Origin of the sequence: Massilia sp. HP4, from assembly GCF_005222695.1 — a bacterium.
Lineage (GTDB): Bacteria > Pseudomonadota > Gammaproteobacteria > Burkholderiales > Burkholderiaceae_D > Telluria.
On sequence record NZ_STGG01000012.1, the window covers coordinates 284,774 to 301,198 of the forward strand.

12 protein-coding genes and 1 pseudogene are annotated in these 16,425 nt (G+C 62.5%); 4 read left to right on the forward strand and 9 right to left on the reverse strand.

Going from position 1 to position 16,425, the window contains the following annotated elements; translation table 11 throughout:
• The first annotated feature begins 87 nt into the window (after positions 1-87).
• Together opgC (E8M83_RS26450) and opgC (E8M83_RS26455) are read left to right on the forward strand one after the other, a co-directional pair.
• The gene (gene opgC, locus E8M83_RS26450; RefSeq protein WP_170976714.1) at positions 88-564 is read left to right on the forward strand and encodes an OpgC domain-containing protein; all 477 of its coding nucleotides are present in this window, start codon (positions 88-90) and stop codon (positions 562-564) included.
• 11 nt (positions 565-575) lie between these two features.
• Positions 576-1,208 (forward strand): annotated as a pseudogene (gene opgC / locus E8M83_RS26455) (OpgC domain-containing protein); the annotation flags it as partial.
• 56 nt (positions 1,209-1,264) lie between these two features.
• On the opposite strand, the gene E8M83_RS06695 reads toward opgC (E8M83_RS26455), so the two are convergent.
• Both E8M83_RS06695 and E8M83_RS06700 read right to left on the reverse strand, forming a co-directional pair.
• The gene (locus tag E8M83_RS06695) at positions 1,265-3,337 is read right to left on the reverse strand and encodes a M13 family metallopeptidase (protein ID WP_137172580.1); all 2,073 of its coding nucleotides are present in this window, start codon (positions 3,335-3,337) and stop codon (positions 1,265-1,267) included.
• Positions 3,338-3,415: 78 nt separating this feature from the next.
• On the reverse strand, positions 3,416-5,491 hold the full coding sequence (locus tag E8M83_RS06700) for a M13 family metallopeptidase (protein ID WP_137172581.1): 2,076 nt from the start codon (positions 5,489-5,491) through the stop codon (positions 3,416-3,418).
• 606 nt (positions 5,492-6,097) lie between these two features.
• On the opposite strand from E8M83_RS06700, the gene E8M83_RS06705 reads away from it, so the two are divergent.
• Positions 6,098-7,525: a S41 family peptidase gene (locus E8M83_RS06705; RefSeq protein WP_137172582.1), complete on the forward strand. Its 1,428-nt coding sequence runs from the start codon at positions 6,098-6,100 to the stop codon at positions 7,523-7,525.
• A 110-nt stretch (positions 7,526-7,635) separates the two neighbouring features.
• The gene (locus E8M83_RS06710; RefSeq protein ID WP_137172583.1) at positions 7,636-8,757 is read left to right on the forward strand and encodes a beta-ketoacyl-ACP synthase III; all 1,122 of its coding nucleotides are present in this window, start codon (positions 7,636-7,638) and stop codon (positions 8,755-8,757) included.
• A 51-nt stretch (positions 8,758-8,808) separates the two neighbouring features.
• Here the strand turns inward: E8M83_RS06710 and E8M83_RS06715 are convergent, their stop codons facing one another.
• The 7 genes from E8M83_RS06715 to pip all read right to left on the reverse strand — a co-directional run bounded on the left by E8M83_RS06715 (position 8,809) and on the right by pip (position 16,423).
• Positions 8,809-10,308, reverse strand: a complete 1,500-nt coding sequence (locus E8M83_RS06715; protein ID WP_137172584.1) for a hypothetical protein — start codon at positions 10,306-10,308, stop codon at positions 8,809-8,811.
• Positions 10,309-10,492: 184 nt separating this feature from the next.
• The gene (locus tag E8M83_RS06720; protein ID WP_137172585.1) at positions 10,493-11,224 is read right to left on the reverse strand and encodes a polysaccharide deacetylase family protein; all 732 of its coding nucleotides are present in this window, start codon (positions 11,222-11,224) and stop codon (positions 10,493-10,495) included.
• Positions 11,208-12,161: a hypothetical protein gene (locus E8M83_RS06725; RefSeq protein WP_137172586.1), complete on the reverse strand. Its 954-nt coding sequence runs from the start codon at positions 12,159-12,161 to the stop codon at positions 11,208-11,210. Before E8M83_RS06725 ends, E8M83_RS06720 begins: the two co-directional genes overlap by 17 nt.
• A gap of 167 nt (positions 12,162-12,328) precedes the next feature.
• Entirely contained in the window at positions 12,329-14,362 is a 2,034-nt protein-coding gene (locus E8M83_RS06730) for an NADPH-dependent 2,4-dienoyl-CoA reductase (RefSeq protein ID WP_137172587.1), read from the reverse strand.
• A gap of 43 nt (positions 14,363-14,405) precedes the next feature.
• Positions 14,406-14,861 carry a hypothetical protein gene (locus E8M83_RS06735; protein WP_137172588.1) on the reverse strand — a complete coding sequence of 152 codons (456 nt, stop codon included), beginning with the start codon at positions 14,859-14,861 and terminating at the stop codon, positions 14,406-14,408.
• Positions 14,862-14,883: 22 nt separating this feature from the next.
• Positions 14,884-15,357, reverse strand: coding sequence for a DUF2721 domain-containing protein (locus E8M83_RS06740; protein ID WP_137172589.1), 474 nt, complete (start codon positions 15,355-15,357; stop codon positions 14,884-14,886).
• A gap of 109 nt (positions 15,358-15,466) precedes the next feature.
• Complete coding sequence (gene pip, locus E8M83_RS06745) at positions 15,467-16,423, reverse strand: prolyl aminopeptidase (protein ID WP_137172590.1); 957 nt, start codon at positions 16,421-16,423, stop codon at positions 15,467-15,469.
• Positions 16,424-16,425: the final 2 nt, after the last annotated feature.

A 16,425-nucleotide genomic window follows, 5' to 3' on the forward strand; every position in this document is an offset into this window, starting at 1 on the left:
CAATGATATAATCTCGTCAATATTTCAGGCGTTTTTCGCAGACCTTGCCCCGCAGCTTCAGAAGGGACGATTGTCATGAATCTAAACATGTCAAATCTCATCATTGAAAACAAACGCGATATCCGACTCGATACGATGCGAGGCATTCTATTGATCATTATGACGCTGAATCATTTGGGTGGTTCACTAACCTTATTCGCCGCTCAGCCCTTTGGCTATGTCACGGCTGCAGAGGGATTTATCGTGCTGTCCGGATATACCTACGCGATTACATCCAAGCTGGGATTTGAACCATTCATGGCGAGGTTACGCACCTCTGGCAAACGGGCATTCAAGATCTACAAATACCATATTCTTGCGTTCGCACTCCTGCTTTCGATCGCCATCCTGATTCCATCTTATGGTGAATATTTTGGCAAACGCTTCTTCGTTAAGAATAATACTGAAGAAATATTGTGGACCATTATTGGCACCCTATTATTGGTGCATCAACCGGTCTATTTTGATATCCTGCCAATGTATATAGTTTTCGCCCTGCTGAGCCCGCTGGTACTGTATGCCTAGACCATCGCCAAGGTCTGGCCGTCTTCGCTGCAAGCGTCGTACTCTGGTTGTTGGGGAACTATATTGATCCGGTGCGCTTGCTGGCGGAGGCGCTGGACATGCGCGGGAGCGATGGATACTTCAATCCGCTCAGCTGGCAACTATTGTGGGTAGCTGGTCTTTACTTCGGCTATGTCCACAAGACACAAAAGAAAGTCGATTTTTTCAAAGGCAATTCTCAATTTCTGGTCGCCCTGGGAATCGCACTGGTGCTGCTATTGGCCCGCCATGCGGTCATCGACCTGCCGGATGAAATGCACCATTACTTTGGCAAGGCCAATCTCGGCTTGTTGCGCATCGTTAACGTGGCCGCACAATTGGTCATACTCTTTTCATTGCTCCGCGTCATCCCGCGAAACAGTGGACTTCCCTGGCTGAGCTTTATCGGCACTTACTCGATACAGGTGTTCACCTTCCATATAGTCATTATTTATCTTTTGAAACCGGTCGGACGGTTCGTCGCGTTGAACTTCAGCACGACTGCACAAGCTCTTTACATCATCGCCGTCGTCGCCAGCCTGAGCCTCCCTGCTTTGTTCTACCAGCGGTTTGTGGCAGGAAAAGCCGGTACCCTGGTTCCGGACGCGCCCCCCGATCGGAGCTAAAGAAAAAATGGCCGGCCACTTTCACGGCCGGCCACCAGTTCAGCCAGGCGCCGCGATTACCAGATAATCACGCGATCCTTCGGCGCCAGGTACATCTTGTCGCCCGCCTTGACCCCGAACGCCTCATAGAAGCCAGGCTGGTTCTTCAGGGTGCCATTCGCCCGGTACTGCGCCGGCGAGTGCGGATCGGTCTTGATCTGGGCGATCTGCGCCGGCTCGCGCATCTTGGTGCGCCACACCTGGCCCCAACCCATGTAGAAGCGCTGGTCGCCGGTCAAGCCGTCGATGACGGGCGCAGGTTTACCCTTCAGCGAGATCTTGTAGGCTTTGTAGGCGATCGCCAGGCCCGAGTTGTCGCCGATGTTCTCGCCCAGGGTCAGTTCGCCGTTGACGTTATAGCCTTCGAGGGGGCTGAAGGCCGCATATTGGGCGATCAGCGCCTTGGTCTTTTCGCCGAAGCGCTTGCCGTCTTCCTCGGTCCACCAGTTGCGCATATTGCCGTCGCCGTCGTACTGCGAACCCTGGTCGTCGAAGCCGTGGCTGATCTCATGGCCGATCACGGCGCCGATGCCGCCGTAGTTGACCGCGTCGTCGGCATTGGCGTCGAAGAACGGCGGCTGCAGGATCGCGGCCGGGAACACGATCTCGTTCAGTTCCGGGTTGTAGTAGGCGTTGACGGTCTGCGGCGTCATGCCCCACTCGTCGCGGTCGATCGGCTTGCCCAGTTTATTCAGCTCGCGCTTGTATTCCACTTCGCGCGACCGCATCACGTTGCCGACCAGGTCGTCGCGCTTCACGGTCAGGGCCGCGTAATCCTTCCACTTGTTCGGGTACCCGATCTTCGGCGTGAACTTGGCCAGCTTCGCCTGCGCTTCCTTCTTGGTCGCGGGGCTCATCCAGTCCAGCGTGTCGATCGAGTCCTTGTAGGCAGCCAGCAGGTTGTTGACCAGGACTTCCATATGCGCCTTGCGCTCGGCCGGGAAGTGCTTGGCCACGTACAGCTTGCCGACCGCGTCGCCCAGGCTACCTTCCAGCGTCGAGACGCCGCGCTTCCAGCGCGGTTCCAGTTGCGGGATGCCGGCCAGGGTGGTGCCATTGAAGGCGAAGCGCTGGTCGACGAAGGCCTTCGACAGGTAGTTGGCGTAGCCGTTCACGGTCTGGAATTGCAGGTAGGCTTTCCAGGTCTCGAGCGGGATACGGCCAAGAACGTCGGCGAAGCCTTTCAGGTAGGTCGGCTGGCTGACGATCAGGTAGTCGGCCTTGCCCTGCAGCCCGGACGCCTTCAGCCACTGCTGCCAGTCATAGCCCGGCGCCATGGCGGCCAGCTTGGACAGCTCGACCTTGTTATAGGTCTTGATCGGGTCGCGGTTTTCGACCTTGGTCCACTGCACCTTGGCCAGTTCGGTTTCCAGTTCGACGATGGCTTTCGCATCGGCTGCCGCGTTTTTGCCGCCGGCCAGCGCCAGCATCTTCTCGATGTGCTGCTGGTATCTGGCGCGCGTGTCGGCCAGCTTGGCGTCGTCCAGTTTCAGGTAGTAGTCGCGGTCGGGCATGCCCAGGCCGGCCTGGTACAGGTCGGCCACGTACTTGGTCGAATCCTTGGCATCCTGGTGGATGAAGAACACGAACGGCACATTGACGCCGATGCGGCCCAGGTGGGCGAACATTGCCGGCAGTTCATTCTTGTTTTTCAGCGCGTCGATCTTGCCCAGTTCACCGGCCAGCGGCTTGGCGCCCAGCTGCTCGAGGCGCGCTTCGTCCATATAGCTGGCGTAGAAATCGCCGATCTTGCGCGCTTCGGTGCCGTTGGCCGCGCTCTTTTCCATGGCGGCCTTCTCGATGATCGCGCGCAGCTGCGGCAGGGTGTCGTCGCGCAGCTGGTGGAAGGCGCCCCAGGTCGACTTGTCGGCCGGGATCTCGACCGACTTGAGCCACTTGCCGTTCAGGTGTTCGAAGAAATCGTCTTGCGGGCGCACGCCCGCTTCGATGTACTGGGTAGCGATGCCCGACGAGGCGGCGCCGGTCTTGGCCGCGGTAGCGGCGGCAGGAGCGGCGGCGGCGCCGGATTCGGCCTGCGCGAACGAAGCCACCAGGGCGAGTACGGCGGCGCTGAACAGATGTCGTTTCATGGGTTCTCTCTCTCTTTGTTGTGAGTGCAATGCAAAACGGGCCGGCGCTCATGACGCCGGCCCGTCAATGGGACCAGATTACCAGATGATGACGCGCTCTTCAGGCGGCAGGTACATCTTGTCGCCCGGCTTCACGTCGAAGGCCTCGTAGAACTCGGCCATATTGCGCACGGTGCCGTTGGCGCGGAACTGGCCCGGCGAGTGCGGGTCGGTCTTGACCTGGTTGATCTGCTGCGCTTCGCGCATCTTCGAGCGCCACACCTGGGCCCAGCCCATGAAGAAGCGCTGGTCGCCGGTGAGGCCGTCGATCACCGGGGCCGGCTTGCCGTTCAACGACAGCTTGTAGGCCTTGTAGCCGATCGCCAGGCCGGCGTTATCGCCGATGTTCTCGCCCAGGGTCAGCTCGCCGTTGACGTTATAGCCCGGCAGCGGGGCGTAGCCGTTGAACTGGTTGACCAGCTTGTCGGTGCGGGCCTTGAACGCGGCCTTGTCCTCGGCGCTCCACCAATTGCGCAGGTTGCCGTCGCCATCCGACTGGCTGCCCTTGTCGTCGAAGCCGTGGCCGATCTCGTGGCCGATCACGGCGCCGATCGCACCATAGTTGACGGCGTCGTCGGCGCGCATGTCGAAGAACGGCGGTTGCAGGATCGCGGCCGGGAACACGATCTCGTTCATCGTGCTGCGGTAGTAGGCGTTCACGGTCTGCGGCGTCATGCCCCATTCGGTGTGGTCGATCGGTTTACCCAGCTTGCCGATATTGCGCTCGTACTCGAAGGTCGAGGCGCGCATCGCGTTGCCGACCAGGTCGTCGCGCTTGATGGCCAGGCGCGCGTAGTCGCGCCATTTGTCAGGATAGCCGATCTTGGGCGTGAACTTGGCCAGCTTGGCGCGCGCTTCCTTCTTGGTCGCGGGGCTCATCCACTCCAGGTTGTCGATCGACTGGCCATAGGCGATGATCAGGTTCTTGACGAGCTGCTCCATTCGTTCTTTGCGCTCGGCCGGGAAGTGTTCTTTCACGTACAGCTTGCCGAGCGCCTCGCCCAGCGCACCTTCGACCGTGGCCACGCCCTTCTTCCACTCCGGACGCTGCTCGGCCACGCCGGTCAGCGCGGTGCCGTAGAAGGCGAAGTCCGCGTCCACGAAGGCCTTCGACAGGTAAGGCGCGTATTCGCGCAGCAGCTGCCATTCGAAGTAGGACTTGACGGTCGCCAGGTCGGTCTTCGCCAGCAGTTCGTTGAAACCCGTGAAGTAGCTCGGCTGGTTGACGATGATGGTGTCGAGCTTGTTGCCCACGCCGGCGGCGGCGAGAGCCGCCTTCCAGTCATAGCCCGGCGCCAGCTTGGCCAGATCAAGCACGCTCATCTTGTTATAACGCTTGACCGGGTCGCGGTTCTCGACCTTGGTCCACTGCACCTTGGCCAGCTCGGTCTCGAAGTCGACGATCGCCTTGGCCTGGGCTGCGGCGTTCTTCTCGCCGGCCAATGCCAGGGTTTTCTCGACGTGCTGCTGGTACTTGGCGCGGATTTCCGCCAGCTTGGCGTCGTCCTGCTTCAGGTAGTAGTCGCGGTCGGGCATGCCAAGGCCGCTCTGGCTGATATAGGTGGCGTACCTGGTCGACTCGCGCATGTCCTGGCCGACGTAGATGCCGTAGGGGCTCGAGACGCCGATCCTGGCCAGGTGGGCCGCCAGGGCCGGGATGCCCTTCTTGTCCTTCAGCGCGCGGATGCGCGACAGCTCGCCGGTCAGCGGCTTGTAGCCCAGGCTTTCGCGGCGCTCGGCGTCCATGAAGCTGGCGTACAGGTCGCCGATCTTGCGGGCTTCGCTGCCCGCCTTGGCGCCAGTGTCTTTTTGTGCGGCTTCGATGATGGCCAGCAGCTGCGGCGTGGTGTCTTCGCGCAGCTTCATGAAGGTGCCCCAGCTCGAACGGTCGCTCGGGATCTCGGTCTCTTTCAGCCACTTGCCGTTCAGGTGGGTGAAGAAGTCGTCCTGCGGACGCACGCTGGTGTCGATGTATTGGGTGTCGATGCCCGAGATGACGCCGGCCGCGGCGCTCGCGGTGGCCGCGGTGGCTGGCGCGGCATCGGCGGCGATGGCGGGCAAGGCGAAGGCTGCCATCAGGGACAGGGTCAGGGTGCTCAGAAGGTGTCGCTTCACGGGGAAATTCCTTACTTGCAGAGTGTGATTGCAGGGATTATTCGAGTCCGGCCGGATGCGCCTGCTACGCACCGGCAAAAGAACATTCTAGCGGGAAGGCAAACGACCTCGCCTGCAGAGCAAAGATTTTTACTTTTCGATACACGGCACACATGTGTTTTCGTATATGCATGTGTTGGATGGTGACAACAAGGTGATATGTGCATCCCGTGTCCTGCGCCGTGGAATGTACAATCCGTGAAGAGGCAGCCGTGCAGATCGCGCGGTTTGCAAAAGTAGGGCCGGAAAGAAAAAAGCCCGCGGTGGAGGCCGCGGGCAAAGACCACTTCAAGAGTGGAGAGAGAGAAAAACTGGTTCAACTATAGGCTGCCTCATCCGCACGCTCCCTTACTCTTACAATTGCTTACCTTCGCCGGGCCGGGTGTAACAAGCCGTTACCTGGCGCACGCGTCCCCTCCCCTGCCGCCGTCGGTGTCGACCGCTTTTGCGCCGCCGCCCGCGGTCGCGCGCGAACCGGTTTATACTGGCCTTGCGCTACCTCAGGCATAAGCTCGCGCCTGCCAGGCTAGGTCGCACCGCTTGCAGACGCCATCGTACGGATCAACCATGGGCTCCACCTTCAAGAATTCCTGCCTCGTCGGCCTGGGCGTCATCGCCGGGGTCGGCCTGACCATGCAATTCTCGGCCCTCGCCTTCAAGCCGCCGGTCGAAGCCGGCATGCCGATCGCCGAGCTGCGCCAGCTGGCCGACGTCTACGGCGTCATCAAGTCCACCTATGTCGAACCGGTCGAAGACAAGGCCCTGCTGTCCGAGGCGATCGCCGGCATGGTCGCTTCGCTCGATCCGCATTCGGCCTACCTCGATCCGCGCGCCTACCGCGAGCTGCGCGAAGGCACCGAGGGCCGCTTTGTCGGCGTCGGCATCGAGATCGCCGTGAGCGAAGACGGCTATATCGAGATCGTCACCCCGATGGAAGATTCACCGGCCTACCACGCCGGCATCAAGGAGGGCGACCTGATCACCCGCATCGACGGCCACCCGGTCCAGGGTACGCCGATCGACGACGCCATCAAGCGCATGCGCGGCGAGCCGGGCACGCGCGTCACGCTCACCGTCGCCCGCAAGGACGCGCCCGAGCCGCTCGATTTCACCATCGAGCGGCGCGAGATCGTGCAAAAGAGCGTCAAGGCGAAGATGGTCGAACCGGGCTACGCCTGGCTGCGCATCGCGCAATTCCAGGAGCCGACGGTGGACGATATGGCCGCCAAACTGCAGGCGCTGTACCGCGAAGACCCCGACCTGAAAGGCCTGGTGCTCGACTTGCGCAACGATCCGGGCGGCCTGCTGCAGGGAGCGATCGGCGTCGCCGCAGCCTTCCTGCCCAAGAACGCCGAAATCGTGTCGACCAACGGCCAGCTGCTTGAACAGCGCCAGCGCTTCTATGCCCGCCCCGAGTTCTACATGCTGCGCAGCGGCGCCGACCCGCTGGCCAGCCTGCCCCCGAGCTTCAAGGACTTGCCGATGGTAGTGCTGGTCAATACCGGCTCGGCCTCGGCGTCCGAGATCGTGGCCGGCGCCCTGCAAGACTACAAGCGCGCCGCCATCCTCGGCAGCCAGACCTTCGGCAAGGGCTCGGTGCAGACCATCCGCCCGATCGGGCGCGACGCCGCGGTCAAGCTGACCACGGCGCGCTACTTCACGCCGGCCGGCCGCTCGATCCAGGCACGCGGCATCGTGCCCGATTTCCCGGTCGACGAAACGCTCGAAGGCGACGGCCTGAACGCCCTGCGCATGCGCGAAGCCGACCTGCAGCACCACCTGTCGAACGGTTCCGGTCCAGAAGTCGCCACCCGCGAGGACGATATCGAAGAGCAGATGCGTCTGCTCGCCGAGGCGCGCACCCGCAAGCCGCTCGACTACGGCAGCGCGGACGACTTCCAGCTGGCCCAGGCCCTGCGCCACCTCAAGGGCGAGAAAGTCGTGCTATCCAAGCGCGCCAATGCCGCCACCACGCTGGCCCAGCAAGCGCACTGAAACTCCCCGCTTGTCCCCTGCCGCGGCCGATTCCCACGCCCGCGCCGAGCGTGTAGAATCGGCGCATCTTGCGGGCAACCGCGCCTATTTTCCTTGAAAGTTTGCTGAATATGAAACCTGTCGTCATCAGCGGCACTGGCCTCTTCACGCCGCCGCACGCCATCTCGAACGACGAGCTGGTGACAGCCTTCAACGCCTATGTCGACCTGCACAACCGGGAGCACGCGGAGAAAATCGCAGCGGGCGAGGTGACGGCGCTGGAACCGTCGAGCAGCGGCTTCATCGAAAAGGCATCCGGCATCAAGTCGCGCTACGTGATGGAAAAGAGCGGCATCCTGGATCCGACCCACATGACGGCGCGCATCGCGGAACGGGCCGACGACGAGATCTCGCTGCAGGCCGAGATGTGCGTGGCGGCGGCGCGCGAAGCGCTGGCACGTGCCGGCAAAGAGCCGCAAGACATCGACATGGTGCTGGTCGCCTGCAGCAATATGCAGCGCGCCTATCCGGCGATGGCGGTCGAGGTGCAAGAGGCGCTGGGTATCGACGGCTTCGGCTTCGACATGAACGTGGCCTGTTCCTCGGCCACCTTCGGCATCGCCACCGCGGTCGACGCGGTGCGCGGCGGCCGCGCCCGCGCGGTGCTGGTGCTGAACCCCGAGATTACCAGCGGCCACCTGAACTTCCGCGACCGCGACAGCCATTTCATCTTTGGCGACGCCTGCACGGCAATCGTGATCGAGGCGGCGGAAACCGCGACCAGCGCGCATCAGTGGGAAATCCTCGACAGCCGCCTCAAGACCAGCTTCTCGAACAATATCCGCAACAATTTCGGCTTCATGAACCGCTTCGACGAAGCGGGCATCGGCCAGCCGGATAAACTGTTCCGCCAGCAGGGCCGCAAGGTGTTCAAGGAAGTCTGCCCGATGGCGGCGCAGACCATCGCCGACACGCTGGCGGCGGCCGGCCTGGGCACGGCAGATGTTTCGCGCTACTGGCTGCACCAGGCCAACCTGAACATGAACCTGCTGATCGTGCGCACCCTGCTGGGCCGCGATGCCGAGCCGGGCGAAGCGCCGGTGATCCTGGACAGCTACGCCAATACCTCGTCGGCCGGCTCGATCATCGCCTTCCATACATACCAGGACGACTTGCCGGCGGGCGCCAATGGCGTCATCTGCTCGTTCGGCGCCGGGTATTCGATCGGTTGCGTGGTCGTGCGCAAGAAATAGGCTGGCAGGCACTGGACGGCGCCTTGCCACCCAGTGCCTGGATGATAGCTGCTAAGCCATTGCCGGCTGGGAGACCGTCGTTGGCCCTGCCACCACAGCATCCTTGAGCAAGGGCGCCAGGCTCGCGCCACGGCGTTCTCCGGTGGCTGGCTTGTCGACGCCGAGAAGGTCGAGAAGGGTTGGATAGACGTCCAGAATCGACACCAGCGATGCATGCCTGTCGCCGCTGCCACCCGTAATCCACAAGGCGCCGTGCGGGTGATGGCAACCGCTTTTCATCACGTCGATCGCGTACAGCATATCGCCGAACTTGACCTGCTTGCCCCCGAGCTGATCGTTGACCTGGCTGTCCTTGGCAACGCTGCCATGCAGGCCGCAACCGAAATACAAGGCGTTGTCTTCGGCGTCGCGTATGTCGATGACACGCTGTCCATTTTCAATGGTGAATGCCGAAAGCTGTTCACGTGCAGCCCGGACCTCTTCTGCGCTATTGAAACGCACGAGGTACTGGTTGGTCATGGTCGGACTGACTTCGGTGTAAGCAATATTCCACTGACGCAGGAAGCGTTCGACATCGTGCAGGCGATAGAACTTCTGTCCACCCTTGGACTCCAGGCGCAGGAAAGGCTGCTGGCTGAGCGCCGTCATGAACACCAGCCTGGCTCCGGTCGACTGCGCCAGTTCCAGGAATTCACCGACCAGCTTGTCCATCGCCTCGTAGCCAGACCGGATCGCATCGCCATACACCGACATCTCGTCAGCGCGCGGCTTGACCTCGAACGCATCGGGATCGTGATGGCGCCAATAGGCATGCTGCATGTGCGCGGTGCTGTTGATAAAGAAAGTAGCGAACGAGGGCCGGTTGCGCTTGTAGTACCAGCGGAAGACGTCGAACTGCATGAGATCGAGCAAGGATGCGCGCCGGTACGACAGGCGTCTGTCGCTGGTGCGTTCCACGACCAGCTGGGTAGCGAGCCTGCGGATCGTCGACAGGCGTAATCCATGCCCGAGCATATAGCCCAGGAAGCCTGCGTAGTCCTTTGCTGTCAACCGGTCGTTGGGATTCGAGTATTCGCGCACGTTGCGGCTAACGAAGCGATTATACGTATTCAATTCGGCCGGGTAAGCGTCTCCGTTTTCGGTCCAGGGATCGCCAACGAACACTGAACCTGGTTTGGCGAAGCCACGCACATTCATTCCGGCAAAACAGCACACACTGCGTCCGGCCTGCATGAGCGTCTGATATATATCTTCATGCTTCGCATGCGCACCTTCGGTCAAGTGATAGACCTGATGCTGGTCATACGCCAAGCCGGTGTGGGTCGAATACCACTGGATCCAGGGTTCCAGCTGGGCTGGATCTTTGACGTCGGCCTCGGTCACGAATACATCGCTCTGCTGGTGCAAGCGCTTGAAATTCGGTAAGCGGCCCTCGTTCATCCAACGGTCGAGCAGCGATGGGCACAACTCGTTGAATTCCATGACGATGACATTGTCGGCGCTCCTGGCGACGACTGGCGGAACGTAAGGGGTGTTGATAATCGCCTCCATATCGGGTGAGGGTCCAAACCGTGAGCGATCGATCTGTGACGGGGGTGGTCCGGCAAGCGTAGCATAGCCGCTCAACGAAATCCACGAATTTCGTTGTAATTTTCATATTGTAAATTGTTGAGCGCTATCTCCCTGGACGGCGCTAACGATCAGAGATGAGCCCTGATTGTTCGTGTCTCCGGCACTACAGCGAGGCGAATACTCCGGCGACCGTTTCAACCGCGAGTCCGCGCTGGGCCACAAGCGAGAGCACCTGGTCGAACCTGGCCGGCGTGCAGCCAAAATCGGACGGCCGCGCGCATACATCGTGTGTGTAGAATATCAGCCAGCCGTCATTTGCAACCGTCTCGTCCAGCAGCATGCGAACCGTATCGAGTTGCGTGGATTCATAGATCGGATTGGCCTTCAACAGATTCAGGTCGGCCCGGCCATGATTGACCCCGCGTTGCACGGTGCGCAACGTATCGAAGCTGCCGCTGAATACATTCAAAGCCGAGGCATCGTAGGCGCCGAACGGAAAGGCGAAGCTGCGGTTTCCATCGGCTGGCGCGAGCGCGTCGGCACTGGCTTTCAGCTCGCGCTTGAGCACTGCCTTCGGCGCGCCCTGGCAACGCAGATGCGAATCGGTGTGGTTCCCGATCTCGTGCCCTCTTGCGTGCAATGCCATCACGCTGGCCAGGTCCGCGATCTGTCCGACATTGCTGTCATGCCCTGCCAGGGCCGTGGACAAATAAAACGTACCGCGCCATCCCCGTTCCTCGAGCATCGCAGCGCCGTCCAGGGCCGAGTGCGGAAAATCGTCGAAAGTGAATGAAACCGCGCCACCCTTGTACACGATATCGCGTTCGCGCCTGTTCAATAGCCGATAGCGCCGCGTTTCGAATGCGCTTACTGCACGATCAATGACTGCGTTCATATTTCCTTGCCCATTCCATCAGTTTTTCCCTGGTCCAGATCATGGTCGCGCATACCGGCTTGTATTTACCCTCTTCGAACAGCTGGCGCCGCGTGGGCGAACGCTCCAGTGCACGTTGTGTATGGATGTCACCGCTGCCATCGACACGGAGAAACGCGCCATTCTCCATCGGAATACGCGAGAGATAAGCAAGCTTGGGGCTGATCGTCTTGACTTGCGGGTCGTAATACCAGCTCGTACCGATGAAACCACGAATGTCCGGCATCAGCGCCATGAGCTGCGCAATCTGCAGGAAGCAGGCGATCCTGCCTTCTTCGTTAAAACTTCCTGCCATCCTGCTATCCGCGTGAATCCTGACCAACGGCCCCAGGCCGCGCAGGTGCAGTTTGACGAATAGCAGGCAGCGAAGGTTTTCGACAAGCCCCTTGTTACGGTAAAGCGTGCGCGGCGCCCATACACGCAGATCGATGATCTGAGCCCCCAGGGGAAGCGATAGTCCCGAGGTCAGGCGCAAATCGCGGTCAAAATAGCTGGAACGCACATCGCCATACTCGGCATCACCCTGGCTCACGATCGACTGCGTCATATAGCGCACGGCATCGATATACTGCAGCACGATCCCAGGCGGCAAAGCCCATGTTATCAAGTTCGCAGGCAGCGCCTCCAGGCGCGACGCGACGATGTGCTTGGCCAGCAGTCCGCTTTCTTCCGGGGACAAAGCGGCCAGTGTATCGAGATAAACCGATGGCAGCGAATCGAGCACATACAGCGATATCGGTCCATGCGACGCGTGCAGGGTGTCGATATCCCTTGCCAGGTCAGCCAGCAGGCTGGAGAAACGCTCTTCGGCAAATTGGGCACATTGCTGCTTCTTTTGCCGGTAGGCGTCGTCGGCAAGCATCTGCTCGATGGCTGGGATCGCTATGTCGGTGGACAAGATTTCTCCAAAATGAAGGTAGATTTCAAGACGAGCCTGTAGCTTTGCACTGCCAACGATCTGAGGGCGCAGGTCTTGTCATTTGCTCAAGCGACAGTATATAGCTCATCCGTTCTACGAGTCTGACGGCATCGAACCGTGCGGCAGGGATTTACGCCCCCCGGCGGCTACAGGCGCGCCGCCAGCTCCGCTCCTTCGCGGATCGCGCGCTTGGCATCCAGCTCGGACGCCAGCGCCGCGCCGCCGATCTTGTAGAAGCGCGGCCCGCCGGTCGCCCCTTCGGCCGGCATCAGTTCGGCCAGGCTTTCCTGCCCGGCGCAGATCACCACATTGTCCACCTCGAGCAGGCGCTGCTCTCCCCCCACCGTGATGTGCAGGCCGGCGTCGTCGATGCGCTCGTACTGCACGCCGGCCAGCATGGTCACGCCATTGCGCGCGAGCGTGGCGCGGTGCACCCAGCCGGATGTCTTGCCCAGGCCGGCGCCGGGGCGCGTGCTCTTGCGCTGCAGGAGCCAGACCTGGCGCGGCGGCTGCGGCGCGACCGGCGGCGCCAGTCCGCCGGCCGTGGCCCCCAGCGGATCGACGCCCCACTCCTGCATCCAATGGCCGGCAGGCACTGGCAGCGGTACCTTCGGATCGTGCACCAGGAATTCGCCCATGTCGAAACCGATGCCGCCGGCGCCGATGATGGCCACGCGCCGGCCGACCGGGCGGCCCTCGCGCAGCACGTCGAGATAGCTCAGCACCATCGGATGGTCGATGCCAGGAATCGCCGGCTGGCGCGTGCGGATGCCGGTCGCCACCACCACCTCGTCGAAGCCTTGCGCCAGCAGCTCCTCGCGCGTAATCAGGCAATTCAAGCGTATGTCGACGCCCAGCAATTCCAGGCGGCGCCCGAAATAACGGATGGTCTCGGCGAATTCCTCCTTGCCGGGAACGCGCATCGCGATATTGAACTGGCCGCCGATGCGCGCCGAGGCGTCGAACAGGGTCACGCGGTGCCCGCGCTCGGCCGCCACCGTCGCCGCCGACAGGCCGGCCGGTCCGGCGCCGACCACCGCGATGCGGCGCGTCGCGGCGGCCTTGCGGTAGACGAGTTCGGTCTCATGGCAGGCGCGCGGATTCACAAGGCAGGTCGCACGCCGGTTGGAGAAAGTATGGTCGAGGCAGGCCTGGTTGCAGGCGATGCAGGTATTGATCTGGTCGGCACGGCCAGTGGCGGCTTTCACGACGAAATCGGGATCGGCCAGGAAGGGCCGCGCCATCGAGACCAGGTCGGCGTCGCCGCGCGCCAGGATATTTTCTGCCTCGCCCGGCATATTGATGCGGTTCGAGGCCACGACCGGAATGCCGACTTCCTTGCGCAATCGCCCGGCGATGTCGGCGAAGGCCGCGCGCGGAACCGAGGTGACGATGGTCGGGATGCGCGCCTCGTGCCAGCCATAGCCGGTGTTCAGGATCGTCGCGCCGGCGGCCCCCAGGGCCTTGGCCACCAGCACGATCTCGTCCCAGGTATTGCCGCCTTCGACCAGGTCGAGCACCGAGTGGCGATACATCAGGATGAAATCGGGACCGAGCGCGGCGCGGATGCGGCGCACCACCTCGACCGCCAGCCGCATGCGGTTCTCGATCGGTCCGCCCCAGCCATCCGTGCGGCGATTCGCGCGCGCGCACAGGAACTGGTTCAGCAGATAGCCTTCGCTGCCCATGATCTCGACGCCGTCGTAACCGGCGCTGCGCGCGAGCTTGGCGCAGCGCACATAGGCGCGGATCGTCGATGCGATGCCGGCCTCGGTCAGCGCCTTGGGCTTGAAGCGCGAGATCGGCGAGCGGATAGCGGACGCCGACACCACGAAGGGCTGGTAGCCGTAGCGGCCGGCGTGCAGGATCTGCATCAGGATCTTGCCGCCCTCTTCGTGCACCGCCCGCGTGACGCGCCGGTGATTGGGCACGTCGAAGACCGAGTTCAGGGTGCCGCCGAAGGGCAGCAGCCAGCCCTGGCGGTTGGGAGAGATGCCGCCGGTGACGATCAGGCCCACGCCGCCGCGCGCGCGTTCGCGGTAGAAGGCGGCCAGCTTGCCGTAGTTGTAGAAGCGGTCTTCGAGCCCGGTGTGCATCGAGCCCATGATCACGCGGTTCCTGAGGGTGGTGAAACCCAGGTCGAGCGGCGCGAGCAGGTTGGGGTAGGCGGTCGTTGTCATCGCGGCATTACACCGCGATTTTCTGGAGCCGTGGTACTAAAGTTCAGGCCAGGTGGCTTTCGCGGTCGCGCAGTTCAGCGAAGCTCTCGATGCTGCCGATGCTGACCACCACCGGATTCAGGCTGGCGCCGGGCGACATCGGACGCCAAGCGAACTGCCATTCCTGTTCGCGCGCCTGGCCGGCGCTCTTGGTAAAGGCGGCGCCCAGCGGCGAACGGGTGCCGTACTCGATGGCGCCGTCGATGCCGGCCCAGTTGGGCAGCATGCGCTGCACCGCGCGGTGCAGGCGCTCGCCGAATTCCTCGGTATTGTGGATCACCAGGCAGGCGTCGCTGGGCGTGATGACGTCGAACAGGCGCTTGTCCCAGACGGTGGAAAACGAGACGTTCAGGAAGCCGCCGTTGGGCTCCAGGCGGAACTGGCCGTTCTTGAGCGCGTTTTCGAGCTCGGTGCGCAGCGCGTAGCGGTGCAGGGTCGGCGGGCGTTGATAGTCGTGCATAAGATTCTTTCGTGCCGCGCCGTCAAGCCTGTGGCGATGGCGGTGGCGGCGGTGGCTGCATGAGCATGATCTGCTGGTGCTGCATGCGCATGAAGCGCGAGGCGATGAAGATCTCGCGCAAAAAATAGACAAAGCTGCTGATCAGGCCAAGCATCGCGAACACGAAGCAGGCGGCGATGTACTGGTCGAGCGGAATGCCGGTGGTATCGCCCGCGAACAGCATCGCGATGACCACGCACACCAGCAGGCCGCAGGCGGTGCTGGAGGCGATCGCGAAGTTGATCAGGTGCGAGCGCTGGTAGAGCAGTTCGAGTTCGCTGGAGAACTCGGCGTTGGGGCTGACCTTGAGCCGGTCCTCGAGCACCCGCGTGCGGTCGATGATGCGCGCCAGGCGGTTGGTCAGCACGGTCAGCTTGGTGGCCACGCCGGTGAGCAGAAAAACCGGGGCGATCGCCAGCTGGATGACGTGGCCGATGTCGCTGATCTGGATATTCATAAGAACACGTTCGTATTGTTGTAGTGTGTCTGGCCGTAGGGTTGGCGGCTCGCCGCCGACGCGTCCAACCCCACGACGCATAGTGTAACAGCCCGCATCATGGTTCCCCTCATTCGAAGCGCCGATGCCGCTTGAACTGCTCGGTCGCCGCCACCAGCGCGCGCGCAATCCCCGCCTCCAGCGCCCCGTGCCCCGCATCGGCGATCATCTCCAGCTTCGCCCCCGGCCACGCCGAATGCAGACGCCAGGCAGACAACGGCGGACAGATCACGTCATAACGCCCCTGCACGATCAGGGCCGGCAGGTGGACGATGCGCCCCAGGTCGCGCAGCAGCTGGTCTTCTTCAAGGAAGGCGCCATTGAGCATGTAATGCGATTCGAGCCGGCCCACGCCCAGGTCGAGCGTATCGTTCGACACTTCCTCGGGCTGCGGCAGCAAGAACACGCGCCGGCCCTCGAAGCGGCTCCAGGCGCGCGCCGCCGGCCAGTAGACCTTGGGATCGTGGCACAGCAGGCGGCGCGCATAGGCTTTCAACAGGTCGTCCCGCTCATCGAGCGGGATCGGAGCGACGAATTCCTCGTACAGCTCGGGATAGAACCAGCGTACCTCGTTGATGAACCAGTCGACTTCGGCGCGGGTGCACAGGAAGATCCCGCGCAGCACGAAGCCCAGGCAGCGCGCGGGATGGGCCTGGCCATAGGCCAGCGCCAGGGTCGAGCCCCAGGAACCGCCGAACACCAGCCACTGCTCGACGCCGAACAGCGCGCGCAGGCGCTCGATGTCCTCGATCAGCAGCTGGGTCGTGTTGTTGCGCCACTCGCCCAGCGGCGTCGACTTGCCGGCGCCGCGCTGGTCGAACAGGATCACGCGGTAGGCGCGCGGATCGAAGAAGCGGCGGTGCTGGGGCGACAGGCCGGCGCCGGGGCCGCCGTGCAGGAACAGCACCGGGATGCCGTCCGGATTGCCGACTTCTTCCCAGTAGATCGTGTGCATCTCGTCGACCGCCAGCATGCCGTGGCGGATGGGCTGGATCGGCGGGAACAGCGACGGCGGCGTGACGGGCATGG